This is a genomic window from Erwinia sp. AC075, assembly GCF_979253995.1.
The window spans coordinates 2,154,208-2,179,309 of sequence record NZ_CEEDEU010000001.1 but is presented as its reverse complement, the minus strand read 5'-3'; the positions used below and the strand labels follow the sequence as shown (position 1 = coordinate 2,179,309).

The following is a 25,102-nucleotide window of genomic DNA, read 5'->3' as shown; positions in this document are numbered from 1 at the left end:
CCTGCTTTTCGCGGCGGCGGCGTGCGGTTTTTCCGCACCTGAATCACTTCCCGGTTAAGTTTTTATAAGATGCCTGCAAAAATTCGCTTGTCTCTTCTGAGTTTGGCTTTAGTTTTCTCCGCTCAGCTCCCGCTGGGCCAGGCCGTCGCCAGCAGTAAACTGGCTGATGTTGCCCCGATCGTACAGCCGCAGATTGCGTCTGGCAGTGCGATGATTGTCGATCTCAATACCAACAAAGTGATCTTCGCCAGCCATCCCGATCTGGTGCGCCCCATGGCCTCTATCACCAAGCTGATGACGGTTATGGTAACGCTGGATGCCCATCTGCCGATGGATGAGATGCTGAACGTGGATATCAGCCATACGCCAGAGATGCGCGGCGTCTATTCCCGCGTGCGCCTGAACAGTGAAATCAGCCGCAAAAACATGATGCTGCTGGCGCTGATGTCCTCTGAAAACCGTGCCGCAGCCAGCCTGGCCCACCATTATCCTGGCGGCTACGACGCCTTTATCCGGGCGATGAACGCCAAGGCACAGTCGCTGGGCATGACCCATACGCATTACGTGGAGCCCACCGGCCTGTCGATTGAAAACGTCTCGACGGCGCGCGATCTGACCAAACTGCTGATCGCCACCAAACGCTACCCGCTGATTGGCCAGCTCAGCACCACCCATGAAGACATGGCGGTGTTTAAGAGCCCGAACTACACCTTGCCGTTCCGCAACACCAACCACCTGGTGTACCGTCAGGACTGGAATATCCAGCTGACCAAAACCGGCTTCACCAATGAAGCGGGGCATTGCCTGGTGATGCGTACGGTGATCAATCAACGTCCGGTGGCGCTGGTGGTGATGGATGCCTTTGGCAAATATACCCATTTTGCTGACGCTAACCGTCTGCGTGACTGGATTGAAACCGGCAAGATTTCACCGGTGCCCGCGTCCGCGCTGAGCTATAAAAAGCAGAAGGCGGCGGAGATGGCCAGTACCGGCAGCAATACCGAGATCGTCGAGTAGCGTTTTCGTTAGTGAATCCTATAGTGTCGGGCCGGGCAAAAGCATAGACTTGCACGCAGGCTGCTGGATTGCCCGGCCATATCTGATACCTGGAAATTTTCATGTCTACGTTGTTAATCTATTTTCGCATCCTCCTTTTAAGTCTGGTCACCCTCTCCCCGGTGATGGCACAGGCTGCCGATGACACCACTCAACAAACCAGCGATGCGCCTGTAAAGGTCAACGCCGCGGTTGAGCTGCCAAAAATGCAGAAGGTGCTGGATAAAATTAAGCAGCAGGTTTCTGGCGAGAGCAACGACAGCAAACTCAGTGCGCTGAACGATATGGCGCTGGAACTCTCCGGCGACGCCGATACCCTGATGCAGGGCATTATTCCTCAGCGCGCCCAGCTGCAGGCGCAGTTAGGCGTACTGGGCCCGGCACCCAAGCCGGAAAGTGGGGTAAAAGAAACCACGGAAGTCACCAGCAAACGCAAAAATCTTGAAAGCCAGAAAAGCAAGATGGATGACCAGGTTAAGCAGGCCGAAGCGATCAAAAGCGGTGCCATTAACCTCTCTGCGCAAATCGTTAACCTGCGCCGCGATGCGCTGAAAACCCAGCTGGCACTGAACGCCGGCAGTATTTTTGGCCCGCGTTTCTGGTCTCCGTTATTCAATACCCAGAGCGATGACGGCAATAAGGTCAGTGACTTTGTCGATGAACTAAAAGATACCGCCGTGCTTTCCTGGGAACCCGGCTGGCGTGTCGGCACCGTATTGTGGGTGGTGATGTCAGTGCTGGTGGCCACCTTAGGCCGTCGCTATCTGGAAGAGTTTCTGGCCTGGGTTGGCATTCATTTGCTGCCGGAAGGCCGCCTGCGTCGCAGCTTCCTCGCGGCAGCAACCGCGTTAACTACGCTCGCCGCAGTGGTGCTGGCGTTTAATTTCCTCGATCTCGCCTTTACCCGTCACGATAACGTGGTGGATGACGTGCGTGATTTTGCCGACAAGCTGGTTGGCCTGAGTATTCTGTGCGGCCTGATTGCCGGGCTGGGCAGGGCGTTCCTCTCCACGCGCCGTCCGTCGTGGCGACTGCCGAATATCTCGAATGAAGTGGCCACCGCGTTAAAACCGTTCCCGCCGCTGACCGCCGGTCTGGTGTTTGTTTTCCAGACGGTTGAGATCCTCAACAGCAGCGCCAACACCAGCGTCGGCACCACCATTTTCGCCAACGGCTTAACCGCGCTGCTGATCGGCTTTACCGCCTTATCGATTAGCTTCCGCACCAACCGCGTTCGCCGCAAAATGTTGCTGGCCGGCCAGCAGCCGGAAGCCAAGTCAACGCTGGTCGGGCTGATCCAGATGGCGATCACCCTGTTCGGTATTTCGATCATGGTGACGCTGGTGATTGGTTACGTCACCCTGGCACGCTTCCTGAGCTATGAACTGATCTGGATGGGCATCGTCTTCGGCTCGTTCTATATTCTCAGCCAGCTGATGGCCGACGGCTGCGAAAGCCTGTTCTCCACCAACAACGCTTCCGGCAAAAGTATCCAGCGCTCGCTGAATATCGATGAACGTCATCTGGCGCAGGTTGCTGCGCTGCTGGCTGGACTCGGTAAAACGGTGCTGGTGCTGGCCGCTGCCATGGCGGTGTTGAACGGCACGTTCGGTAGCTCAACGCCGATTGAACTGGTGCAGAAGGCAATCGAATTCTGGGGTGGCAAAGGCCTGGAAACGCTGAACATCGTCCCGGCACACGTGCTGAATGCGTTGATCACCCTGGTGGTCGGCATTTACGTGCTGCGGTCGGTTAAGCGCTGGCTGGATACCGATTTCCTGCCGAAAACCACCATGGACGCGGGCATGCGCGTCTCGCTGATTACGCTGTTCAGCAACCTCGGTTACGTGATGGTGTTCCTGCTGGCCCTGTCGATTATGGGGCTGCAATGGAACAAGCTGGCGTGGATCGTCAGCGCCTTGTCGGTCGGTATCGGTTTTGGCTTGCAGGAGATTGTGAAGAACTTTATCTCCGGTCTGATCCTGTTGACCGAACGTCCGGTGAAGGTCGGCGATCTGGTCAGCATCAGCGGCATTGAAGGGGATATTCGCCGTATTAACGTGCGTGCCACTGAAATCCAGCTGAGCGATAAATCGACGGTGATTGTGCCGAACTCGCAGCTGATCTCGCAGAACGTGCGTAACGCCACCATGGGCAATGCGCAGGGGGTGGCGACCATTACGCTGACCTTCCCGCTGGATATCAATCCTGAGCAGGTGCGCGATCTGTTGCTGGAAGTCTATAACGAAAACGAACGTATTCTGGAAAATCCGGAACCGTCCGTCTCGTTCAAGGATCTGACGTCGGCGGGCATCGTGCTGTCAGTCACCGGTAATGTCGCCAGCCCGCGTCAGGTGTCCGGTGCGAAAAGCGATCTGCTGTTCGATATCCTGACCCGACTGCGCAAAGAGGGCGTGGTGTTATCCACGCCGCAAACCATGATTGTCGAGCAACGTAACGGCACGATGGTGGTTAAGGATCCTGAGGAGTAACCTCGTCCGGTGCGCCGCTGTGAACAGCCGACGGCGCACCGCATCCACATTCTCCCCAGTATTTCGCTTTAGTGGTTTTCCCAATTCCTGGGTTAAAGCTGTTGGTCGGATCCAACTGCTGATAGAACGCCTTCAGCTGCGGTTTGGCGGCATACAAATGCCCGACGTTATGTTCAGCCGGGTATTCTGCGCCGCGATCGGCCAGCATCGCCAACATCTTCTCTTTCAGCGCATGGACATCGACCCCTTTTTTGACAATGTAATCCTGATGGAAAACATGGCAGAAGAAGTGGCCGTAGTAGAGGCGGTGTACCAGCGCATCATCGAATTCTGCCGGTAAGCGTTCAAACCAGTCGCGATCGTTACGGCGCAGCGCAATATCCAGCGCCAGAATATCCTCCACTTCATCATGATGCACCGCGTGATAGCGCACGGCCGCACCCGCTGCGGCAAAGCGATGCAGGAAGGCTTTGCTGCCTTCTTCCGGTGTACATTCAAAGAACTCGCCGTCAGCCTGGGCGAAATAGGTCGTCAGATAGTCCCGCGCTTCGGCAATCCCGTCGCCGGACATTTTGATCATCAGATGGTGTTCAAAACGATCGCGGTAGGCTTTCATCCGTTTCGGCAGATGTGAGGGTAACGCCTTGCTGATTTTTTGCAGCAGCCGATCGCTGAAGTTCGGTTTCAGGAACGAAACAGGCTTTAACAAGGCATCGGTACGGCCTTTCAGGGTAAAGAACAGCGGCATCTTATCGGTGCCGAGCTTATCGATCATCACGAAGGTATCTTTGCCGTAGACCTCGGCGATATCGAAAATATCGCGGTGCATATACTCAGCCGCCACCGGAAGATGGCTGAAGTTTTGCAGCATATGGCGACGCAGTTCGTCCAGCACGTCGGGATCGTTGGTGCCGAGATAAAACACCTGCTGTTGCTTCTCGCTGATAAAGGTATCCAGCCGCACGGCAAACACTGCCAGCTTGCCCGCACAGCCGGACGCTTCAAATAATCGGCGGGCGTCGGCATTAAAACGTGAAGGGGTGTCCGCCTCGACGTCGCGCACGCGGTCGGCATAATCGTTGTCGGATGCCAGCCGCTGATCGTATTTCACCGCCTCGGGCTGCCAGGTTTCGTCGTCCAGTCGGCTGAGGATCTGTTCCGGCGTGGTGCCCAAATCCATCCCTAAATGGTTGACCAGCGTCAGTTTGCCCTGCGCATCCACCTGCGCATACAGCGCCATTTCGCTGTAGGCGGGCCCGCGTTTAATCAGCGAACCGCCGGAGTTATTGCACACGCCACCGAGCACGGACGCGCCGATGCAGGACGAACCGATCACCGAGTGCGGCTCGCGTCCCAGCGGTTTCAGCACCTTTTCCAGCTGATACAGCGTGCTGCCCGGAAAAGCCAGCACCTGTTTGCCCTTATCCAGCAGCTGAATTTTATCCATCCGCAGGGTGCTGATAATCACGATATCGCGATCGTAATCGTTGCCGTTCGGCGTTGAGCCTTCGGTCAGGCCGGTATTCGCCGCCTGCATCAGCACGATGACATCGGCGGCGACGCAGGCCTGCAGAATGCGCCATTGTTCCAGCAGGGAGCCGGGGAAAATCACCGCCAGCGCGTCACCCTGACCAGAGCGAAAGCCGGTGCGATAGCGCGCGGTTTGTTGCGGATCGGTAAGAAGATGATTGCGGCCCACGATGCGGCGCAAGTCGGCCACCAGTTTCTGGCTGCCTGTCGGGGAAGTGTTGTGCATATCCTTTGTCCTTTTATTTGACACGCCCTAACTTTAGCAGCTCCCGCTGCGGTCGGCGGCAGCAAAAATCAGACGCGGATCGCGCCAGTACGTTGAAAACTACCTGCTATCCTGAAGTTATGGCACACTGCCCATCTTACGACTTTGTCACCCAGACTCTTTTTGCTCCGCAGTTATTTGAGAGAAACCAACCTGATGAAATGGATTTGCTCTGTCAGCCTCGCTGCCGCCTTAACCTTGCAGCCGGCTTTTGCTGAAGACCTGTTTGGCCCACATCCGCTCACCCCTGAAGCCCGTGATGCGTTCGTGACGAATTTGCTGAAGAAAATGACCCTGGATGAAAAAATAGGGCAGCTGAGATTGATCAGCGTCGGGCCGGACAACCCGAAAGAAGCCATCCGCGAGATGATCAAACATGAGCAGGTTGGGGCGATCTTTAATACCGTCACCCGTGACAATATCCGCGCGATGCAGGATCAGGTGATGCAGCTTAGCCGCCTGAAAATCCCACTGTTTTTCGCCTATGACGTGGTGCACGGTCAGCGTACCGTTTTCCCGATCCCGTTAGGGCTTGCGGCCACCTGGGATCTGGATGCGGTGGCAAACGTCGGCCGCGTTTCAGCCTATGAAGCGGCAGATGATGGTCTGAATATGACCTGGGCACCGATGGTGGACGTCACCCGCGAACCGCGTTGGGGCCGGGTATCCGAAGGCTTTGGCGAGGACACCTACCTGACGTCGGCGATGGGCCGCACGCTGGTGGAATCCATGCAGGGTAAAAGCCCGGCGGATCGCTACTCGGTGATGACCAGCGTGAAGCATTTTGCGGGCTATGGCGCCGTGGAAGGCGGACGTGATTACAACACCGTGGATATGAGCCCACAGCGTCTGGCGCAGGATTATCTGCCGCCTTATAAAGCGGCGCTGGATGCCGGCAGTGGCGGCGTGATGGTGGCGCTGAACTCGCTGAACGGCGTGCCGGCAACGGCGGACAGCTGGTTGCTGAAAGATCTGCTGCGCGATCAGTGGCACTTTAAAGGCATTACCATCAGCGATCACGGCGCGATTAAAGAGTTGATGAAGCACGGCGTGGCCAGCGATCCGCAGGACGCGGTGCGCATTGCCATTCAGTCAGGCGTGAACATGAGTATGAGCGACGAGTACTACAGTAAGTATTTGCCGGGACTGGTAAAAAATGGCGCTGTGAGCGAGAAAGAGATCGACGATGCCGCGCGCCACGTGCTGAACGTAAAATACGATATGGGGCTGTTTAACGACCCGTACAGCCACCTGGGCCCGAAAGAGAGTGACCCGGTGGATACCAATGCGGAAAGCCGCCTGCACCGTGCCGACGCGCGCGATGTGGCGCGTAAAAGCATAGTGCTGTTGAAGAACCGTCTGGAAACCTTGCCGCTGAAGAAATCCGGCACCGTGGCGCTGATTGGGCCACTGGCCGACAGCCAGCGTGACATTATGGGCAGCTGGTCCGCCGCCGGTAAGGCTAATCAGACGGTCAGCGTATTGCAGGGGGTGAAAAATGCCCTCGGTGATAAGGCGACGGTGCTGTATGCCAAAGGCGCCAATATTACCGACAACAAAGCGATTCAGGACTTCCTCAACCAGTATGAGAAAGGCTCGGTGATCGTCGATCCGCGCACGCCGAAGCAGATGCTGGATGAAGCGGTGGCCACCGCGAAAAAAGCGGACGTGATCGTGGCGGTCGTGGGCGAGTCGCAGGGGATGGCGCATGAGGCATCCAGCCGCAGCGATATCACCATCCCGCCAAGCCAGCTGACGCTGATTGATGCGTTAAAAGCTACCGGCAAACCGCTGGTGCTGGTGATGATGAATGGTCGTCCGCTGGCGATGGTAAAAGAGAATATGCAGGCGGATGCGCTGCTGGAAAGCTGGTTCAGCGGCACCGAAGGCGGTAACGCCATTGCCGATGTGCTGTTTGGTGATTACAACCCGTCGGGCAAACTGCCGATGTCCTTCCCGCGCTCGGTTGGTCAGATCCCGATTTACTACAATCACCTGAACACCGGTCGTCCGTATGACTTCACCAGACCGAACAAGTACACCTCGCATTATTACGATGCGGCTAACGGTCCACTGTTCCCGTTTGGTTATGGCCTGAGCTACACCACCTTTACGCTGTCGCCAGTGAAAATGTCCTCTGCCACCATGCCACGTAACGGCACGGTGAATGCCAGCGTGACGGTGACCAATACCGGCGATCGTGATGGTGCCACCGTGGTGCAGATGTACCTGCATGACGAGATGGCGAGCATCAGCCGCCCGGTGAAAGAGCTGAAGGGCTTTAAGCGCATTATGCTGAAAGCGGGTGAGTCGCAGACGGTGACCTTCCCGATTGATGTCAACGCGCTGAAGTTCTGGAACGCGAAGATGCAGCAGGTGGCTGAACCGGGTAAATTCAATGTGATGATCGGGCTGGATTCTGCCCGCACCACCGATGCGGAATTCACCTACCTGTAACGGTTTGGACATCCTAAGCGCATAAACCGGATAAAACGTTACGCCGGTTAATACCACACTCTGAGGGACGAATTTATTCGTCCCTTTGTTTATTTAACAGGAATTTAGCACCATTATGCCTTCGTTTCGCGACAGAATTCAGCAACAGGTCTTTCGATTAAATGGGCTGGCAATGAACGAATTCGACCTCTCAAAGCCTGCGGGCGATCCGGGCTTATATGGCCCTGACAGCGTGATCTGGCGGGTACACGGTGATTTTTCCTCCATGCTGTGCGGCGGCATATCAGCGTTGCTGATGCAGATGCTGCATCCGCTGGCGCTGGCCGGCGTGTGGGATCACTCGACTTTCCGTTCGGATATGATGGGAAGACTGCGGCGGACCAGCCAGTTTATCGCCGTCACCACCTTTGGTAACACGGTGGATGCCCAGACGCTGATTGAGCGGGTCAGGCGCATCCATTTGCAGGTTACCGGCGTCGATGCGCAGGGTGTTGAGTACGCCGCCAGCGATCCCCGTTTACTGACCTGGGTGCATGTGGCCGAAACCAGCCGTTTCCTGGCCTCGCACGTACGTTATAAAAACCCGCAGCTCAGTCTGGCCGAGCAGGACCGCTATTACGCCGAAGCCGCCGTGGTCGCCGAAGCGCTGGGCGCTGAGCAGGTGCCGAAATCGGTTGAGGACGTGGAGGCCTATCTGCTGGCGATGCAGCCCCAGCTGCGCTGCGACGAACGCACCCGCGAAGTATTGTCGATACTGATGAATGCGCCGGCACCGAGCTGGCAGGCACGTCCGGCGATGAAGGCAATGCTGATGGCCGGCATTGAGCTGCTGCCAGAATGGGCGCAGCAGCAGTTCGGCTTTCGCTTTTCCCCGCTGCGCCGCCGCCTGATCCGCCTGCGCATCAACCTGCTGGCAAAAGCCCTGCGCTGGTCCATCCGTCGGGGTGCCTATCAACGCGCGATGCAGCGGATGGGCAGGGAGGTTTAGCGCCAGAAAACCCGCCTGACGCGCATTTTTGAGACTTTTACCCTTGCTCCGACGTGGCACATCGGGACATCCTGCCCTATTCTCCGGGAAAAGGATCCCCCTACATCCATTGTCGAGGCTTTATGACACAGTCGTACCGGATTGCTGAAGTCCACAATCAGCAACAAACGCTGATCGCCAGGGTTGAACAGGATGAGCGTACTGCCTATTTCTATCTGTGGCCTGCCGAAGGGTTCCGCAGCCAGTTTGCGGTGCGCGGCTGCTGGTTGCGCAACCTGTTGCCTGCCCCTGCCAGCGAAGACCTCGCGTCGATGGAGCAGGGGATCCCGCCGTTACTTAGCGCTGAATACTGCCGCACCTTGCAGGCCGAACCGATGCTCGATCCTGCCGGGTTACAGATTATCTGGGAACCGGCCGATGACGGCGCGGCGCTGTGGTATCAGGGGCAATTACTGGCGGTGATCCCTGGCTGGAGCCTCTATCAAAACAAGCAGGTTAGCTTCTCTGCCGGCTGCATTAAAGAGAACCGGCTGACCGCGCCGTTAGGCTCGGCATCCACCAATGACTACTATGCTCAGGCTGAAAAGCACCGCCATTTCTGGCGTGACTGGCATGACGGTCATCTGTGGGACCCGATGCAGCGCGAAATGATCGCCTGCTACGAAGCGCAGTACGGGGAATCCCTCAAGTACTACTCCATCGACCAGGGAAACTGGCCGCCGATGGCGATCTCACAACATTATCATCAGGGCAGTTGGTATTTCCTGACCCTGGGGATGAGCATCCGCCCGATGCCGTGGGTTGATTTTCTGTTTGAGGATCTGGCCGGGCAACACCGCCGCGTTGAGCTGGCGATGGCCATCGATGCTGAGGTCATGACCGAAGAAAACGCGGTACAGATGGCCAGCGCACTGGCCAGCTTCGCGCATTTCCCCTGGGCGCGTCTCAGCTGGTTGGGCGAAGGCCATACGCTGGAATCGTCGGTGGCACCGGTCGGCTTTGAAGGCTTCCTGATCTCAGGTGAACTGAGCGGCGAAGCAGGGCAGTTCAAATTGCCGAAACGCGACGGCGAGAAGGTCAACCTGCTGTGGACCACGCCGGTCACCACCGCTGAACGTGAACTGGCCGAAGCGGAAGAGAGCGGCGGCAACCAGCTGGTGGAAAGATTGCGTCAGGAAGGCTGTAACCACGTTTTCCGCCCCCGCCCGCAGGTGGTTGATTCACAGAATTAAATTCTGCCAGGCGATCCAACCGGAGCGCTTCAGCAAAACATTTGTCTGAAATGAGACGGATGTCACATCAAGTTTCCCTGTCAGCGGCCGTTAACCCGATCAGGCAATTGTGCCTGATTGAGTTGAGTGGGGCTCGTCATGTTGAAAACAACCCAGGCCAGATTTACCCTCCTGATCGTCGGCTTTTTTGCGTTACTGCTGTTGATCACGGTAGTGGTGATTAAAATGTTTGTTGCGCCCCAGCTCACGACCAATGAGAGTCGTCTGGTGCGTTATGAAGTGGAAACGATCGGTGCACGCATTACTGAGATGATGAACCGTATCCAGGCGCAACAGCGCAGCATCACGGAATCCGCTGCGGTGCTCGACAGCGCGGCTATCGACTCCGTGTTACCGGCGTTAGTGAACCAGTATCAGGACGTTAACGTGTTTGGCGGCGGCATCTGGCCACTGCCAAAAATGCGTGATGCGGCGAAAGATAAGTTCAGTACGTTTTTTGCCCGTGACAGCAGCAACACCCTGCAGGTCAACACCTTCTGGAACTCCGCCGAAGCGCCAAATTACTATGAGCAGTCCTGGTATAAAGACGGCCTGGCGGCGGCCAAAGGCCAGTGTGCCTGGGCGAAAGCCTATCAGGATGCGGCCAGCCCTCAACCCCGTACCAACTGCGCGATGGGCATCTATCGCAACGGCGCAGCCTGGGGCGTTGCCACCATCGACGTGACGCTGGGCTTCTTCAACCATCTGGCGAAAGAGATGGGCGATGCGGTGCAGGGCCAGGTGCTGATTGTCGAAGCTGACGGCAAGGTCGTTGGCGATGCCAGCCTGATCGACAGCACGCCAAAACTGCGTAACCTCAGTGAGCTGACCACGCCAATGGCGGCCTCCCTGCGCACCGCGCTGACATCGGCCGGCAGCGAAGCGTCGCAGAGCACCTATGACGGTGAAGACGGCAACCATACGCTGTTTGTGCAGCAGATCAGCGGCAGCCCGTGGTTTATCGCCAGCGACGTCCCGACGGCGTTACTGTCCAAACAGACCAACTCGATCCTGACCCGTCTGGGCCTGGTGCAAATCCCGTTAGCGATCCTGCTGTTGCTGGTGCTGCTGGGCTTTATCCGTACCATGATGAAACGTCTGTCCGGCCTGAATGACAACATTCTGGCGCTGTCGACCGGCGGTGCGGATTTGACGCAGCGTCTGCCAAACAGCAGTAGCCCGGAATTCAATGCGGTTGCCCAGAGCTTCAACAACTTTATTGAATACCTGCAGGGGCTGATCCGGCAGGTGGGTGAGAGCGCGATGGCGATCACCTCGGCGTCGAAAGAGATTGCCAGCGGCAACCTCGATCTGTCCGCCAGGACCGAAGAGCAGTCCAGCTCCATCGTCCAGACGGCGGCTTCGATGGAAGAGTTAACCGGCACCGTGCGTCAGAACGCCGATAACGCCACCCATGCTAACCAGCTGGCGGGCGATGCGTCTCGCGTTGCCGCGCGCGGTTCCAACGTGGTGAAACAGGTGGTGGTCACCATGGGCGAGATCAACACCTCTTCCCGTAAGGTGGTCGATATCATCAGCGTGATCGACAGCATCGCTTTCCAGACCAACATTCTGGCACTGAACGCGGCGGTCGAAGCGGCGCGTGCCGGTGAGCAGGGCCGTGGATTTGCGGTGGTCGCCTCCGAAGTGCGTAATCTGGCCCAGCGTTCAGCGAACTCTGCCCGTGAGATTAAGAAACTGATTGAAGAATCGGTGGCGAATATCGATCAGGGAAGTCAGCTGGTGCAGGAAGCCGGCAGCACCATGGATGAGCTGATGAACGGTGTCAGCAGCGTCACCACCTTAATGTCAGAAATCATGTCTGCCAGCCGCGAGCAGAGTATGGGTATTGACCAGGTGAACACCGCCATCACCCAACTGGACAGCACTACCCAGCAGAACGCCTCGCTGGTTGAGCAGGTTTCCGCCGCCGCCCAGGCGATGGAAGAGCAAAGCGTTCAGCTGGAATTAGTGGTCAGCAGCTTCAAGTTATAATCCTCCGTCCCGCCGCCAACAGGGCAGCTTTATGCTGCCCTGTCATAATTTCGCACGATTTCATGCAGCCGAAACGCCCTAAGCTGTGCCACAATGTGTGAGATTAGTCCTAAGGAGGGCGCATGTCTGCAATCGAAGTTATCTTGGTTGATCGTCACGATCGTCCCATCGGCAGGATGGAAAAGCTGGAGGTTCATCAGAAAGGTTTACTGCATCGCGCGGTAACCGTTTACGTGTTCAACTCCCGCCACCAACTGTTGCTGCAGCAGCGCGCCACGGGTAAATATCATTGCGGTGGCTTGTGGAGTAACACCACCTGCGGTCACCCGTTCCCCCAGGAATCAACGCAACATGCCGCAGAGCGCCGTCTGCGTGAAGAGATGGGTATGCGTCTGTCGCTGGATCCGGCGTTCGAGCTAAGCTACAACCTGCCGATGGGCAACGGCTTAACCGAACACGAATACGGCCACGTCTTTTTTGCCTTTAGCGATGAGCCGCCGCAGCCCAACCCGGAAGAAGCGGGAGGCTGGCGCTATGCTTCACTGAATGAAATCGAGCAGGAGATGCAACGTTACCCGGAACGCTTTACGCCGTGGTTCCTGCACACCTTTGCCCGCATTCCCCCGGCGTTTAAGCAGTTCACCGCGCAACAGCTTGCGGGCTGAACCTCAGCCCGCATCGGCAGTTATCCTCGCGCTTACTGAGCAAAATCCTCCGCATCCACATCGTAACCTGACGGTTCCCAGCGAATCGCCAGCAGGGCGATCAGCCCGGCCAACGGCGCCAGCGCAATAATCCAGAACACATTGGTACTGAATGCCGCCGACAGCAGTGGGAACAGGAACAGCGAGGCGGTAGAGCTGGCGCGCATCAGGGTCTGATTGAAGCCGACGCCCACGCCGCGTAACGAGGTGGGATAGCTGAGCGAGGCAAAGGTCATGGTATGGGAACCCGGACCAAATCCCTGACCCAACAGGAACAGCGCCAGCATGCCGATCGACACCGCCGCTTCCGCACCGTCGGCGGGACGGCCAACCAGTGCCAGGCCAATCAATGCGGCAAACTGGAAACTGTAGCCAAGGGTGGTCATCTTCCACGCGCCAAATCTGGGCACCAGCCGCACCGCCAGGATGCCGCCGACAAAGGCAAACAGCAGATTTAACGCCAGCGACACCAGAATGGTGGTCAGCATTGACTGGGCAAGGAAGCTGGAAAGGATCACCGGCAGGCCAAAGGCCACGGCGTTATAAGCAAAGGCGGAGGCAATCGCCGTCACGGTCGCCAGAATGGTACGACGCAGGTAAACCCCTTTCAGCAGTTCACCATAGTTGCGCCAGCTGGCCTTGCGGGTGGCTTTGGCCGGCGTCAGGTCCGCGTCTTCCGCCACATGGGCATTGATGCCGTAAGAGCTGCGCAGGATCGCCGCCGCACCTTTTAAATCCCCCTGATTGGCTGCCCACACCGGTGATTCGCTCATATAGCGGCTGCGGATGCAGATAATCAGAATCGCCGGTACCGCGCCGAAGCCCAGAATGATGCGCCACAGCAAGCCGGAATGGGCTTCTGGCAGCACGGAATAGAAGAACAGCACCAGCAGATAGGAAATCGAAATCGCCGCGTACCAGGTGGGGCACCACATCGCGATACTGGCGGCTTTGTTGCCGCGCCCCTTCAGCTTGGAAAACTCGGCGAGGAACGCCATCGCCACCGGCAAATCAATCCCGACCCCTAACCCCATCACAAAACGTGCGGCGGTGAGTACATACTCATTCGGTGCGAAGGCACAGGCCAGCGCGGCAAACACGAAGAAAAACATATCGGCCATAAACACCCGATAGCGGCCAATTTTATCGGTCAGATAGCCGCCGAGCAGCGCGCCGACAATGGCCCCAAATGCAATCGCCGACGCCACCATGCCCGCGCCGGTTGGCGACAGACCAAACTCTTTGGTGACATCCTTCATGCCAAAGGCCAGTGCGCCGAGGTCGTAAGCGTCGAGAAACACCCCGCCCAGCGCAATGCCGATCACGATACGGGCGTTACTGCGGGCCTGGGTACTGGTGTTGACCAGATGTGATACGTCAGCGGCGCGGCGGATAGTGAAGGCTTCCCCCGTCGGCGCACTCCCTGCAATGGCGACATGCGCCGAAGATGCTAAGTCAGTCATGATGTTAAGGTCTTTTATTTTAAGAATAAGCCCAGAGAATACTCCCGGGGATGACAGAGATAAATTCCTGCTGGTTATAAGTTACAACAAAATGCCCGTTGAAAAAGGGTGAGCGAAAGGGTTCTCTCTCTGAGAGGCGGCTCGGGGTTTTTAGCCGTCTGGCTTTCTCTGCTGATTTATTAGGCTACGCTTGTTACTAACCTTAAGGAAAGGAACAGAAAATGTCGCAAAGAACAGGGCGTACAGCCTTACTGGCACTGGCCGGATTACTGGCTCTGACCGCAACCGCGCAGGCGGCAGACCCGGTCAAAGTCGGTTCGAAAATTGATACCGAAGGATCGTTACTGGGCAATATCATCCTGCAGGTGCTGGATAAGCACGGGGTGAAAACGGTCAATAAGGTGCAGCTTGGCACCACCCAGGTGGTCAGGGGCGCGATCACCGCCGGCGAACTGGACATCTATCCTGAGTACACCGGCAACGGTGCCTTCTTCTTCAATGATGAAAAGGATCCTGCATGGAAAAATGCCAAAGCAGGCTACGAGAAGGTGAAGAAGCTGGATCAAGAGAAAAACAAACTGACCTGGCTGACGCCGGCCCCGGCAAATAACACCTGGACGATTGCAGTACGCAGCGATCTGGCCGACAAGAATAAGCTGAAATCCCTCGACGATCTCAGCGCCTACCTGAAGAAGGGCGGTGAGTTCAAACTGGCGGCGTCGGCCGAGTTTATCGAACGCGCCGATGCGTTACCGGCGTTCCAGAAAGCCTATGGCTTCACCCTGAAACAGGATCAGCTGCTGTCTCTGGCCGGCGGTGATACTGCGGTGACCATCAAGGCGGCAGCGCAGCAGACCTCCGGCGTGAATGCGGCGATGGCTTATGGCACCGACGGTCCGGTCGCGGCGCTGGGACTGCAAACCCTGAGCGATCCAAAAGGGGTGCAGCCAATCTATGCGCCAACGCCGGTGATCCGCGATGCGGTGCTGAAAGCCTATCCGCAGATTGGCGACTGGCTGAAACCGGTCTTTGCCTCGCTGGACGAGAAAACGCTGCAGGAACTGAACGCAAAAATTGCCGTAGAAGGGCAGGATGCGAAAACGGTGGCGGCGGACTATTTGCAGCAGAAAAAACTGTTGTAGGGTGAGCCCGGGCCGGACGCACCGGCCCGCAAGGTAGTGGGAAAATTTTGCGCCTCCAACTTCATAATCGGGTTTTGTTGACGCTGGCTGTGCTGCTGGCCGTTGCCGCAGCCAGCTTGCCCTTTCTGAATTACGCCCCTAACCGGCTGGTATCCGGCCAGCCATTGCCGCTGCATCAGCTGTTGCAGGGCGTGCAATGGCTGCTGCCTGTGCCGGTCATTCTGTTGCTGCTGCTGGCTTTCCTGCCGGTTTCCCGTCGACATCTGGTGCTGACGCTGCTGTTGAGCGAAGGGCTGTTTATCGCCCTGATCGCCTTTAGCGGCCATCAGGCGACTTCCCTTTCCCAGCAGGGCAGTCCACTGGCTAGAACCTCGTGGGGCAGCGGCTTCTGGCTGAGCGGCGGGCTCTGTCTGCTTATTGCGGCGGATACGATTTCCCGCCTGACGCCGCAGGTCTTCTGGCGGCTGCTGTTGAATGGTCAAATCTGGCTACCGGTCATCGTTTTTTTACTGAACGGTCAGCTGGATCAGATGGCGCTGTTGAAGGAGTACGCCAACCGTCGGGAAGTGTTCGATCAGGCATTCTCGCGCCATCTGCTGCTGCTGGTCGGCACCCTGATCCCGACGCTGGCCATCGGCATTCCGCTCGGCTGGTGGTGCGCCAAAAAAGCGGCGGTGCAGTCACCGGTGTTCGCCGTGCTGAATGTGATCCAGACCGTGCCTTCCGTGGCGTTGTTCGGCCTGCTGATTGCGCCGTTAGCCGGACTGGCCCGCGCCTTTCCCTGGTTATCCGAACTGGGGATCAGCGGGATTGGCATGGCGCCCGCGCTGATCGCCCTGGTGCTGTATGCACTGTTACCGCTGGTGCGCAGCGTGGTCGCCGGGTTGCAGCAGGTGCCGAAAGAGGTGATCGAAACCGCAGAAGGGATGGGCATGACCCGCAGTCAGATTTTCTGGCAGGCGGAAGTGCCGCTGGCGCTGCCGGTGCTGCTGACCGGCCTGCGGGTGATTGCGGTACAGACCGTGGGTATGGCGGTGATCGCCGCACTGATTGGCGCCGGCGGATTCGGGGCGATCATTTTCCAGGGCCTGCTCAGTAGCGCGCTGGAACTGGTGCTGCTGGGGGTGATCCCGGTGATCGCTATGGCCGTGGTTATCGATGCCCTGTTCAAATTTGTTCTTTCCGTTATTGAGGCGAAGCGCCAATGATCCACTTTAACCAGGTCAGCAAATACTTTGCCGGAAAAGCGGCGGTCAGCGAGTTAACCCTGAATATCGCCAAAGGCGAATTTACCGTGCTGATCGGCACGTCCGGCTCCGGCAAGTCCACCACGCTAAAGATGATCAACCGGCTGATTGAACACGATCGGGGCACCATTGAATTTGCCGGTGAGGAGATCCGCAGCTTCAATCCGCAGATCCTGCGCCGCCGGATGGGCTATGCCATCCAGTCCATTGGCCTGTTCCCGCACTGGACGGTGGAAAAGAATATCGCCACCGTGCCGGCGCTGCTGAACTGGTCAAAGCAGCGGATTGCCGAGCGCGTCACCGAATTGCTGGCGCTGCTCAATCTCGACGAGCAGTTTCGCCACCGTTTTCCGCACCAGCTTTCCGGCGGCCAGCAGCAACGCGTTGGCGTGGCCCGCGCGCTGGCGGCCGATCCCGAAGTGCTGCTGATGGATGAGCCGTTTGGCGCGCTGGATCCGGTTACGCGCGGCGCGTTACAGCAGGAAATCGCCCGTATTCACCAGATTTCTGGCCGCACCATTGTGCTGGTGACCCACGATATTGACGAAGCGCTGGCGCTGGCCGACCGACTGGTGTTGATGGACGGCGGCAAGGTGATCCAACAGGGCACGCCGGTCGAATTGCTGACCCAACCCGCCAACGACTTTGTGCGGGATTTCTTCGGACGTAGCGAGCTGGGCATCCGCCTGCTGTCGCTGGGCAACGTGGGCGCGGCGGCGCGGCGCGGTGAATGGCTGGAAGAGGACGCCATCCCGGAAGAGATGACCCTGCGTGAGGCATTGTCGCAGTTTATCGCGCGCCAGACCGACCGCCTGCCGGTGATCGACCGCCAGCAGAAACCGCTGGGCGTGCTGCACTTCGCCGATTTGCTGCGGCAGAGGAGGGAATAATATGCGCTGGACTCGGGATCCGTTGCTGTGGCTGATCGCGGTGTTTATCGCGCTGTTGGTGTTGCTGCCTTACAGCCAGCCGCTGTTCGCCAGCTGGTTTCCAGAACTCGACCGGCCGATGTACCGGCAGGACAGTTTCCTGCAGCTGGCGCTGGCGCATATCGAACTGGTGGCGGTTTCCAGCCTGTTTGCGGTGATCGTCGGCATGGGGGCCGGGATTTTTGTCACCCGTCCGGCGGGAAAAGAGTTTCGTTCGCTGATTGAAACGTTGGTGGCCGCAGGGCAAACCTTTCCGCCGGTGGCGGTGCTGGCGATTGCGGTGCCGATCATGGGGTTTGGCGAGAAGCCGGCGATAATCGCGCTGTTTCTTTATGGCCTGTTGCCGATCCTGCAAGGCACGCTGGCGGGCATTGGCGCGGTGCCGGCCAGTGCCCGCGAAATTGCGGAAGGCGTGGGCATGAGTTCATGGCAGATTTTGCGTAAGGTCGAATTGCCGCTGGCAGCCAGCGTGATCGTGGCGGGGATCCGCACCTCGGTGATTATCAATATTGGCACGGCGGCGATTGCCTCAACCGTCGGCGCCAAAACATTAGGATCGCCGGTGATCATTGGACTCAGCGGGTTTAATACCGCCTATGTGATTCAGGGTGCCTGCCTGGTGGCGCTGCTGGCTATCGTCACCGATCGCCTGTTTGAGCGCCTGCAAAAACGCTTCAGGAACGGATAATCAGGGTATAACCGGTCAGCATCACGCCGCCAATGCCGCCGAGCGCCATTAACAGGAAGATGAAGATGACGCCAATTTTTTGCAAGTTCATGCCGGTGTGTCCATGGTGGTCTGCCGCTGAAAGAGGGCGAAGTATAACGCCATTCGCCCTCGCGGGTTAAGCCTTTGCTGTCATTTTATTGCCCGGCCGGCTGCTCTTTGTTGAAGAAAATGGTGACGCGCGCCACTTCAACGCCCAGCTTTTTCATCGACGTTACGTTCATCAGATGCGTGGCATCCTGCTGATAAATCCAGTCATCAAAGTTCAACTTGTAGCTGCTGCTGTCGGTTTTGACCGTCATCGCATATTGCCAGTTGAAGGCGTTGCCCGCCGCATGACCCTTGGCGGTGCCAATGATATCGCCCGCCGTGCCGACATAGCTACCATCCTCCAGCTTGCGGATATGCCAGACGCGGCTCTGTTTTTCACCATCATCGTAAACAAACTGCTCGTTGAGGGTCAGCGTTGGCCCGACCACCGTGCCCTTGATGGTCACTTCAAAGCGGCGGATCTGCTTACCGCTGTAATCCTGCACCATGCCCCAGGCGCGGGACTGGCCGTTAAACCACTGGAAAATATCTATCTTCGGCTGGGCCTGCTGATAATCTTCTATTTTCGCGCCGCAACCTGTCAGCAGCAGCGCACCAATTAACATCAGGGATTTCCACATCAGCTACCTCCGGTGAGTGCCCGACGAATGTCGGGATAGGTGGTTTTTTCTGAAAGCCAGATGGCCAGGAAGGCGTCGCGGAAAGCCGGGTCAAAAGGCTGCCCCAGCGGTTTGATTGGGGAAGCGATCCCCGGCGCCTGCCAGTAAAACTGTCCACCCTGTTGGCTGGCCTGAAAAGCCAGTCGGGTGCCGTCCGTGACGTCGGGCCACAGTCGGTTTAATGCGGCGATCCACGCCTGACGCTGGCTAAGGGTGCCAATGTTTTGCGCCTGCCACTGCTCTTCGGTGGCCTGAGTCAGATCCTGATGGCTGATGTCGCGGCGGTAGGTGATCACCAGCGCTAACGGCCACTGCTGCGGCGTAAACGTGCCCGCCGGTGTAAACAGCTGCGAATCGTAAACCGTAAACGGTCCCCAGGTCAGCGTGGCTTTCCCCACCGGCTGCCAGCGCTGCCAGTCGGTGGCCTGCGCCAGCGGCGAGAGTACCAGCATCATCAGCAACAGCGATCTCATCTCTCACTCCTTTGCAGCAGCCTGCGGGTAAGCGGCAGATAAATCGCCCAGCCGATGGCCATCAGGCCAAAGACTTTTAATGGCGACGCGGTCAGTTCCATCCCGCCCAGCCGTTCACCGAGATAATAGGTGAACGGACCAACAACGGCGCCCAGCACCGCCAGCAACGGTCCGCTTAAGGCGTAGCGGTGCAGGCACAGCGGCCACCAGCAGGCATAGGCCAGCCATAACGACAGCATCCACAGCGGCACCCAGTGTGCGTCGGCGAAATGGAACAGATCCAGCCACAGCCACAGGCTGTCCATGGCTAACCCCACCAGCGCCACCGCTAATACCCGCAGCCGGATGGCGGCATCGCTGGCCCACCAGGCCAGCAGCGCAATGACCACTAACGCGTAAACCGCGCGCTCGCGCATCCCGACAGCCAGCGCCCAGTAGAGGTCAAACCCGAGCGTCAGCAGCCAGAAGCGCAGGGTGCTCATGCCCGCTCCGCGGTGAGCTGAACGGTGCCGATGGTTTTCGCGCGGAAGCCTGCTTCGCAATAGCATAGATAGAACAGCCACATGCGGCGGAAGTGTTCGTCAAAACGGCCTTTTTCCAGCTGCGGCCAGGCGTGATCGAAACGGTGACGCCACTCCTGCAACGTGCGCGCGTAATCCAGCCCCATCTCAAACAGATCCAGGCTGACGAAATCCGTCAGCTCGTTCATGGTCTTTTGCAGCAGGTTGACCGACGGTAAAAAACCGCCGGGGAAAATATAGCGCTGGATGAAATCAACGCCCCGCGCATAGCTGTCGAAGCGTTCTTCGCTGATGGTGATTGCCTGCAAGGCCATGCGGCCGCCGGGTTTTACCAGCTGCTGACAGCGTTCGAAAAACAGCGGGATATAGTTTTTGCCCACCGCCTCAATCATTTCGATCGACACCAGCTTGTCGTACTGACCGGTCAGATTGCGGTAATCCTCTTTCAGCACCGTGACCCGATCGCTCAGCCCCGCCGCCTGAATGCGCTGGCAGCTGTAGTCGTACTGCTCCTGCGAAATGGTGGTGGTGGTCACCCGGCAGCCATACTCGCGTGCCGCGAACTCGGCCATCGCGCCCCAACCGGTGCCGATTTCCAGCAGGTGATCGTTGGGACCCAGCCCCAGCTTGACGCACAGACGGCGCATTTTTTCCTGCTGCGCCTGTTCCAGCGTCATCTCCGGCTGCTTGTAGCAGGCACTCGAATAGAGCATCGCCCGGTCGAGAAACGCGGTGTAGAAATCGTTGCCCAGGTCATAATGGGCGGCGATATTGCGCTTCGCCTGTTTCACGCTGTTGCGGCGAAACGCATGGCGCATCCTGTTCAGCGGCGACGACATCCAGCTCAGCCGCGACTCCAGCTTATCCAGCACCGGCATATTGGTGGCCAGCGTCAGGATCACCGCCGTTAAATCCGGCGTATCCCAGTCACCGTCCATATAGGTTTCTGCTGCGGCAATGCTGCCACCGAACAACACCCGACGGTAAGCGCTGGAGTGATGGACCACCACTTCGGCCTGGATCGCCGCCTGGCTGTCGCCAAAGAAATGGGTGCCGAGGTGCGGATCGTGCAGACGCAGACCCGCCCCTTGCAGATGTTGCAACAGAGAAAAAATCAGCCGTCGTGAGGTGGACAAACGTTTGCCCGCTTTACCGCGACGGGTCAGGGTCAGTTCCGGTATACACATCCGCTATTTCTCCGACTTGGGGTGGTCATAGATCGGCGCGCCTTTGCGCCACAACTTCCAGGCCTGCCAGTAAATGGCCAGTCCGGTTCTCAGGGTGATCAGCGGAAACCGCCACAGATGGTGGCGCAAGGTCTTGCGGGTCAGCGGCTGATGACGCAGGTGCAGCGTGGCATCAAATTCGCGACCGGCCCGGTGATTCTCAATGTGCACCGACAACGATTTGCCGGGCGCGGAAAGCCGCCAGTGATAGACCATATCCATCGGGTTAAACGGCGAAACGTGAAACGCTTTCTGCGTGGTTTCGCTGCCGTCTGGCTTCACCGCATAGGTATGGCGTTCGTTCCACGGCGTATTGCGCACTTCGGCCAGCATCCAGCGCAGGCTGTCGGCGTCATCGTAGAGGTAGTAAAAATTCACCGGATTAAACGAGCTGCCGAGATAGCGCAACTGGGTCAGTAACATCACCCGGCCGTTGAGCTGCTCGCCGGTCAGTTCGGCAATCCGCGTTTGCGCCCGCTGCTTAATGTCGCCGCCGCCAAGATAATCATCCTGGCAAAAAGAGGCCCAGGAAAACTTGCCGGGCCGGATGCCGACGCTGCGCAGCAGTGGCAGCTCATCAAGGTCAATCAGCGGCATAAAAATGCGGTAGCTGAACTGATGATCCACCGGGGTGAAACGCCGGTGACGCACGTGGCCGCTGTACAGGGCGCTGTTCATAGCAATCCCGCCTGTTCCATGCCGGCCACCACATCCAGCCCGCTGCGAATGCCGTCTTCATGGAAACCGTTATAGCTCCATGCGCCGCAGAACCAGCTGCGGTTACAGCCATTCAGCCGCAGCCGTTCGGTCTGGGTGATCAGGCTTTGCAGGCTGAACTGCGGATGATGGTAGCTATAGCGACCCAGCACTTTGGCCGGATCGATCGGTTGTGTGGCATTCAGCGAGACACAAAAGGTCTCGGATGACTTGATGCCCTGCAAAATGTTCATGTTGTAGGTGACGCTGGCGCCCAACAGCTCGTCGCCGGCCTGCGTATCATCCAGACGGTAGTTCCAGCTGGCCCAGGCGCGGCGGTTTTCCGGCAGCAGCGACGTATCGGTATGCAGGATCACTTCGTTGGCGCTGTAAGGCACGCCCAGCAGCATCTCGCGTTCTTCTGCGGTGGCATCGGCCAGCAGGTTCAGCGTCTGGTCACTGTGGCAGGCGAAAATCACCTGGTCATAGCTCTCCTCACCGCGCGCGCTGTACAGAGTCACACCCTGTGGATGACGCACCGCTTTCAGCACCGGTGTGGCAAGATGTACGGTGAGCTTGTCGCCCACCAGCGCGATCAGCCGGCGGATATATTCTCTGGACCCACCGGGCACCACATACCACTGCGGGCGCTGGCTCAAATCCAGCAGGCCGTGATGGTTAAAGAAGTGCAAAAACAGCGACAGCGGCATCTGGCGGATCTCGGCCAGTGACGTCGACCAAATCGCCGCGCCCATGGGCAGAATATAGTGCTGGGCGAAGAACTGGCTGAAGCCCTCTTGCTGCAAAAAATCATCCAGCGTTCCCTGCTCCGACTGATGTTCCAGCCAGGCCTTGCCGCGTTTATTGAAACGCACGATTTCCATCAGGAAACGCCAGAAGCTCGGCTTAAACAGGTTGCTGCGTTGAGCAAACAGCGTGCTCAGCGTATGGCCGTTGTACTCCAGGCCGCTGCGATTGTTGCGCACCGAGAAGCTCATTTCGGTCGGCTTGCTTTCCAGCCCCAGCTCGGCAATCAGCGACAGAAAACGCGGATAGGTCCGATCGTTGTAAACGATAAAACCGGTATCAATCGCCCAGCGTTTGCCCGCCAGTTCCACGTCAACCGTCGCGGTATGTCCGCCCAGCGTGTCGCCGGCCTCATAAAGATGCACTTCTGCTTTGTTTGCCAGCTTCCATGCACAGCTGAGCCCGGAAATCCCACTGCCTACAATCGCAATTCTCAAAGATTACCTCGCTATCTGTTGGGTAAGCAGACGCTGTAGCGATACCGGCAGACGGGAGGTCATGCGCAGAATGAAGGAGAGCAGGCGCGGGAAGGAGATCTCCGCTTTGCCTTTCGCCAGGCCTTCACGAATGCAGCGCGAAGCCTGATTGACGTTGATAATCATCGGCATCGGAAAATCGTTTCGCTCGGTCAGGGGAGTATCGACAAAACCGGGCTGCACCAGGCTGATGGCGATTTGCTGACGCTTCAGATCCTGGGCCAGGCTGCGGGCGAAGTAGGCCAGCGCGGCTTTGGAGGCGCCATAGGCTTCGGCCCGAGGCATCGGCACCAGGCTGGCGGTCGACCCGACCAGCGCCACCCGGCTGCCGGGGGCCAGCTGCGGCAGCAGCACGTCCAGACAGTTCACCGGACCGTTGAAATTGGTGCTCATCACCCGATGGACTTTCTCCGCTTCCACCACGCCGTGATTAAGGTATTCACAGGTGCCGGCACAGAGGATCACCAGGCTGGCACTTTTACCCAGCAGCGCCTGGCGGGTCTCATTCAGATCGGTGATATCAAACACGCACAGCACGATGTCGCTGTGGTGTTCCCGCAGCGTTTCCAGCTTGGCGCGATTTCTGCCGCACGCGGTAACGTGCCAGCCGTCGGCGGCATAATCGAGCGCCAGTTGGTAACCAATTCCGGAGCTTGCGCCGGTAATTAACACCCGTTTCATGGTTGTAACCTCTTTTTAAGCTGCCTGATTACCGATCCCAGCACGGGGATCTTTTCGTACAGCATGGCGCCCATGTCGTAGTAATCGCGCTGAAAACTGATCTTATCGTCGCGGAACTGGATGTAGCTGCTGCCCTCCAGCGTCTGCTCCGCGCCGCCTTGCAGCGAAGGGTGCGCATAGAACATTCGCCAGATAAGCAGGGCGTTATTGTCAAAATGGTGAGTCTGCGAGACGTCAAACCGGCAGTAGCGCAGGTTTTTCAGCAGTGAAGAAAAGTAGTCCGAGACCACCGGCAGCCCGCGATGTTCACCGACCGGGTCTGCCAGGCAGATATCAGAGTGGTAAATGTCGGCCAGTTGGTTGAGCTTGCTGGCCTCCAGCGTCTGGTAAAACGCCACCAGTCTGGCCAGCGTTTCCTGCTGTGTCATATGCCACTCCTCAGCCTCAGCTGTTGATATAGGTGATTAAGAACCCCTGTTCGTGCCAGTGCGTCAGCTGTTCCTGCTGTCGGCGGGTGAGGGGTTTACCGGTGAACACAAAGATTTTTTGGCCCGGAAACAGTTCAGGGCGCGGCATCTCAAGGGGTTCAGCCAGCACATCGATTCGCCAACCCTGCTGCGACAGCCGCCATGCTTCTAACCAGAGTCGGGTGCGGTCTTCATTGGCCCAACCCATCAGCAACGCGTCCTTGCCAGGTTTCTTACGCGAACCGGTTAAACAGAAGGCGACATAATCAATTAAAGCACCATCCAGCAAACTGCACATGGTCCTGGCGGTATTTTGATCCAGCCCCAGCCGCTGTCTGATTGGGATGAAAACGTGGTCAATCAACACATCTGCCGGATTTTCACGACCGGTTGCCGCAATTTTAGCGCGAAGTTTTGCCGGCCTGACATGACGGAGGACCGCCATCATTTCTTCCTGCAGTGTGACCCATCCATCATGGACGTTAACGTTTTCGCCTTCTAACAGCGCCTTGACCTTGCCGACAGGGACGCCACTTTGCACCCAGCGTTTAATCTCTTCGATGCGAAGAATATCTTCGTCATCAAACTGGCGGTGACCGCCTTCGGTCCGCTGGGGTTTTAATAAGCCGTAGCGACGCTGCCATGCCCGTAGCGTGACGGGATTGATACCGCAGCGGACTGCGACGTCACCAATACTGTACAATGCCATTCATTTCCTCAGGATCTGCCCACTCCACCTAACCGTAGCGAACTCTCCATTGCTGTACAACTATTATTTT

23 protein-coding genes are annotated in these 25,102 nt (G+C 57.8%); 11 read left to right on the top strand and 12 right to left on the bottom strand.

Translation table 11 applies throughout. The features are described 5' to 3' along the window. Positions 1-69 precede the first annotated feature (69 nt). Both pbpG and AC0IXH_RS10215 read left to right on the top strand, forming a co-directional pair. On the top strand, positions 70-1,017 hold the full coding sequence (gene pbpG / locus AC0IXH_RS10220; RefSeq protein WP_013201398.1) for a D-alanyl-D-alanine endopeptidase: 948 nt from the start codon (positions 70-72) through the stop codon (positions 1,015-1,017). Between the two features lie 101 nt (positions 1,018-1,118). After that, the gene (locus tag AC0IXH_RS10215) at positions 1,119-3,548 is read left to right on the top strand and encodes a DUF3772 domain-containing protein (protein WP_471720391.1); all 2,430 of its coding nucleotides are present in this window, start codon (positions 1,119-1,121) and stop codon (positions 3,546-3,548) included. On the opposite strand, the gene dld is transcribed toward AC0IXH_RS10215, so the two are convergent. Further along, positions 3,529-5,304, bottom strand: a complete 1,776-nt coding sequence (gene dld / locus AC0IXH_RS10210; protein WP_471720390.1) for a D-lactate dehydrogenase — start codon at positions 5,302-5,304, stop codon at positions 3,529-3,531. The genes AC0IXH_RS10215 and dld overlap by 20 nt on opposite strands. A gap of 195 nt (positions 5,305-5,499) precedes the next feature. On the opposite strand from dld, the gene bglX reads away from it, so the two are divergent. From bglX to idi, 5 genes are all read left to right on the top strand, one after another. Next, positions 5,500-7,800: a beta-glucosidase BglX gene (gene bglX / locus AC0IXH_RS10205; RefSeq protein WP_471720389.1), complete on the top strand. Its 2,301-nt coding sequence runs from the start codon at positions 5,500-5,502 to the stop codon at positions 7,798-7,800. A 115-nt stretch (positions 7,801-7,915) separates the two neighbouring features. Further along, the gene (locus AC0IXH_RS10200) at positions 7,916-8,788 is read left to right on the top strand and encodes an oxygenase MpaB family protein (RefSeq protein WP_053145962.1); all 873 of its coding nucleotides are present in this window, start codon (positions 7,916-7,918) and stop codon (positions 8,786-8,788) included. 122 nt (positions 8,789-8,910) lie between these two features. Further along, positions 8,911-10,020 carry a suppressor of fused domain protein gene (locus AC0IXH_RS10195; protein ID WP_013201404.1) on the top strand — a complete coding sequence of 370 codons (1,110 nt, stop codon included), beginning with the start codon at positions 8,911-8,913 and terminating at the stop codon, positions 10,018-10,020. A 138-nt stretch (positions 10,021-10,158) separates the two neighbouring features. Next, entirely contained in the window at positions 10,159-12,054 is a 1,896-nt protein-coding gene (locus AC0IXH_RS10190; protein ID WP_471720388.1) for a methyl-accepting chemotaxis protein, read from the top strand. Between the two features lie 122 nt (positions 12,055-12,176). Then, positions 12,177-12,719: an isopentenyl-diphosphate Delta-isomerase gene (gene idi / locus AC0IXH_RS10185; protein ID WP_013201406.1), complete on the top strand. Its 543-nt coding sequence runs from the start codon at positions 12,177-12,179 to the stop codon at positions 12,717-12,719. Positions 12,720-12,751: 32 nt separating this feature from the next. On the opposite strand, the gene AC0IXH_RS10180 is transcribed toward idi, so the two are convergent. Then, entirely contained in the window at positions 12,752-14,221 is a 1,470-nt protein-coding gene (locus tag AC0IXH_RS10180; protein WP_013201407.1) for an MFS transporter, read from the bottom strand. A gap of 221 nt (positions 14,222-14,442) precedes the next feature. Here AC0IXH_RS10180 and osmF point away from each other — a divergent pair, with 221 nt between their 5' ends. Genes osmF through AC0IXH_RS10160 form a run of 4 tightly spaced genes read left to right on the top strand, consistent with a single transcriptional unit; the run spans position 14,443 to position 18,227 of the window. Further along, entirely contained in the window at positions 14,443-15,363 is a 921-nt protein-coding gene (osmF, locus tag AC0IXH_RS10175) for a glycine betaine ABC transporter substrate-binding protein OsmF (protein WP_151037911.1), read from the top strand. A 47-nt stretch (positions 15,364-15,410) separates the two neighbouring features. Continuing rightward, positions 15,411-16,571 (top strand): ABC transporter permease, encoded by a 1,161-nt coding sequence (locus AC0IXH_RS10170; protein ID WP_134823762.1) that lies wholly within the window; start codon positions 15,411-15,413, stop codon positions 16,569-16,571. Beyond that, entirely contained in the window at positions 16,568-17,500 is a 933-nt protein-coding gene (locus AC0IXH_RS10165; RefSeq protein WP_346565967.1) for an ABC transporter ATP-binding protein, read from the top strand. The genes AC0IXH_RS10170 and AC0IXH_RS10165 overlap by 4 nt, the downstream gene beginning before the upstream one ends. A gap of 1 nt (position 17,501) precedes the next feature. Beyond that, positions 17,502-18,227: an ABC transporter permease gene (locus tag AC0IXH_RS10160; RefSeq protein WP_013201411.1), complete on the top strand. Its 726-nt coding sequence runs from the start codon at positions 17,502-17,504 to the stop codon at positions 18,225-18,227. On the opposite strand, the gene AC0IXH_RS10155 is transcribed toward AC0IXH_RS10160, so the two are convergent. The 10 genes from AC0IXH_RS10155 to AC0IXH_RS10110 all read right to left on the bottom strand — a co-directional run bounded on the left by AC0IXH_RS10155 (position 18,214) and on the right by AC0IXH_RS10110 (position 25,032). Beyond that, a complete protein-coding gene (locus AC0IXH_RS10155) occupies positions 18,214-18,318 on the bottom strand; it encodes a protein YohO (protein WP_041691950.1) in 105 nt (34 codons plus the stop codon). The two genes, AC0IXH_RS10160 and AC0IXH_RS10155, sit on opposite strands and share 14 nt — an antisense overlap. A gap of 85 nt (positions 18,319-18,403) precedes the next feature. Next, the gene (locus AC0IXH_RS10150) at positions 18,404-18,937 is read right to left on the bottom strand and encodes a DUF3833 domain-containing protein (RefSeq protein ID WP_013201412.1); all 534 of its coding nucleotides are present in this window, start codon (positions 18,935-18,937) and stop codon (positions 18,404-18,406) included. Then, positions 18,937-19,449, bottom strand: a complete 513-nt coding sequence (locus tag AC0IXH_RS10145; RefSeq protein WP_471720387.1) for a chalcone isomerase family protein — start codon at positions 19,447-19,449, stop codon at positions 18,937-18,939. Before AC0IXH_RS10145 ends, AC0IXH_RS10150 begins: the two co-directional genes overlap by 1 nt. Beyond that, positions 19,446-19,931 carry a DUF2878 domain-containing protein gene (locus AC0IXH_RS10140; protein ID WP_013201414.1) on the bottom strand — a complete coding sequence of 162 codons (486 nt, stop codon included), beginning with the start codon at positions 19,929-19,931 and terminating at the stop codon, positions 19,446-19,448. The genes AC0IXH_RS10145 and AC0IXH_RS10140 overlap by 4 nt, the downstream gene beginning before the upstream one ends. Beyond that, positions 19,928-21,157: an SAM-dependent methyltransferase gene (locus AC0IXH_RS10135; RefSeq protein WP_013201415.1), complete on the bottom strand. Its 1,230-nt coding sequence runs from the start codon at positions 21,155-21,157 to the stop codon at positions 19,928-19,930. Before AC0IXH_RS10135 ends, AC0IXH_RS10140 begins: the two co-directional genes overlap by 4 nt. A gap of 3 nt (positions 21,158-21,160) precedes the next feature. After that, entirely contained in the window at positions 21,161-21,874 is a 714-nt protein-coding gene (locus AC0IXH_RS10130; protein ID WP_151037904.1) for a DUF1365 domain-containing protein, read from the bottom strand. After that, positions 21,871-23,136: an NAD(P)/FAD-dependent oxidoreductase gene (locus tag AC0IXH_RS10125; RefSeq protein WP_471720386.1), complete on the bottom strand. Its 1,266-nt coding sequence runs from the start codon at positions 23,134-23,136 to the stop codon at positions 21,871-21,873. The genes AC0IXH_RS10130 and AC0IXH_RS10125 overlap by 4 nt, the downstream gene beginning before the upstream one ends. 3 nt (positions 23,137-23,139) lie before the next feature. Then, entirely contained in the window at positions 23,140-23,856 is a 717-nt protein-coding gene (locus AC0IXH_RS10120; protein WP_013201418.1) for an SDR family NAD(P)-dependent oxidoreductase, read from the bottom strand. Continuing rightward, positions 23,853-24,284 (bottom strand): nuclear transport factor 2 family protein, encoded by a 432-nt coding sequence (locus tag AC0IXH_RS10115; protein WP_013201419.1) that lies wholly within the window; start codon positions 24,282-24,284, stop codon positions 23,853-23,855. The genes AC0IXH_RS10120 and AC0IXH_RS10115 overlap by 4 nt, the downstream gene beginning before the upstream one ends. 16 nt (positions 24,285-24,300) lie before the next feature. Beyond that, entirely contained in the window at positions 24,301-25,032 is a 732-nt protein-coding gene (locus AC0IXH_RS10110) for a MerR family transcriptional regulator (RefSeq protein WP_013201420.1), read from the bottom strand. Positions 25,033-25,102 lie beyond the last annotated feature (70 nt).

Excerpts from the sequence above, each read along its gene's own strand:
- AC0IXH_RS10200 (WP_053145962.1), top strand. The coding sequence starts at position 7,916 with ATGCCTTCGTTTCGCGACAGAATTCAGCAACAGGTCTTTCGATTAAAT.
- AC0IXH_RS10120 (WP_013201418.1), bottom strand. The coding sequence starts at position 23,856 with ATGAAACGGGTGTTAATTACCGGCGCAAGCTCCGGAATTGGTTACCAA.
- AC0IXH_RS10190 (WP_471720388.1), top strand. The coding sequence starts at position 10,159 with ATGTTGAAAACAACCCAGGCCAGATTTACCCTCCTGATCGTCGGCTTT.
- dld (WP_471720390.1), bottom strand. The coding sequence starts at position 5,304 with ATGCACAACACTTCCCCGACAGGCAGCCAGAAACTGGTGGCCGACTTG.
- AC0IXH_RS10180 (WP_013201407.1), bottom strand. The coding sequence starts at position 14,221 with ATGACTGACTTAGCATCTTCGGCGCATGTCGCCATTGCAGGGAGTGCG.
- AC0IXH_RS10215 (WP_471720391.1), top strand. The coding sequence starts at position 1,119 with ATGTCTACGTTGTTAATCTATTTTCGCATCCTCCTTTTAAGTCTGGTC.
- bglX (WP_471720389.1), top strand. The coding sequence starts at position 5,500 with ATGAAATGGATTTGCTCTGTCAGCCTCGCTGCCGCCTTAACCTTGCAG.
- osmF (WP_151037911.1), top strand. The coding sequence starts at position 14,443 with ATGTCGCAAAGAACAGGGCGTACAGCCTTACTGGCACTGGCCGGATTA.
- AC0IXH_RS10130 (WP_151037904.1), bottom strand. The coding sequence starts at position 21,874 with ATGAACAGCGCCCTGTACAGCGGCCACGTGCGTCACCGGCGTTTCACC.
- AC0IXH_RS10140 (WP_013201414.1), bottom strand. The coding sequence starts at position 19,931 with ATGAGCACCCTGCGCTTCTGGCTGCTGACGCTCGGGTTTGACCTCTAC.
- AC0IXH_RS10115 (WP_013201419.1), bottom strand. The coding sequence starts at position 24,284 with ATGACACAGCAGGAAACGCTGGCCAGACTGGTGGCGTTTTACCAGACG.
- AC0IXH_RS10150 (WP_013201412.1), bottom strand. The coding sequence starts at position 18,937 with ATGTGGAAATCCCTGATGTTAATTGGTGCGCTGCTGCTGACAGGTTGC.
- AC0IXH_RS10145 (WP_471720387.1), bottom strand. The coding sequence starts at position 19,449 with ATGAGATCGCTGTTGCTGATGATGCTGGTACTCTCGCCGCTGGCGCAG.
- AC0IXH_RS10135 (WP_013201415.1), bottom strand. The coding sequence starts at position 21,157 with ATGTGTATACCGGAACTGACCCTGACCCGTCGCGGTAAAGCGGGCAAA.
- AC0IXH_RS10110 (WP_013201420.1), bottom strand. The coding sequence starts at position 25,032 with ATGGCATTGTACAGTATTGGTGACGTCGCAGTCCGCTGCGGTATCAAT.
- AC0IXH_RS10165 (WP_346565967.1), top strand. The coding sequence starts at position 16,568 with ATGATCCACTTTAACCAGGTCAGCAAATACTTTGCCGGAAAAGCGGCG.
- idi (WP_013201406.1), top strand. The coding sequence starts at position 12,177 with ATGTCTGCAATCGAAGTTATCTTGGTTGATCGTCACGATCGTCCCATC.
- AC0IXH_RS10195 (WP_013201404.1), top strand. The coding sequence starts at position 8,911 with ATGACACAGTCGTACCGGATTGCTGAAGTCCACAATCAGCAACAAACG.
- pbpG (WP_013201398.1), top strand. The coding sequence starts at position 70 with ATGCCTGCAAAAATTCGCTTGTCTCTTCTGAGTTTGGCTTTAGTTTTC.
- AC0IXH_RS10155 (WP_041691950.1), bottom strand. The coding sequence starts at position 18,318 with ATGAACTTGCAAAAAATTGGCGTCATCTTCATCTTCCTGTTAATGGCG.
- AC0IXH_RS10160 (WP_013201411.1), top strand. The coding sequence starts at position 17,502 with ATGCGCTGGACTCGGGATCCGTTGCTGTGGCTGATCGCGGTGTTTATC.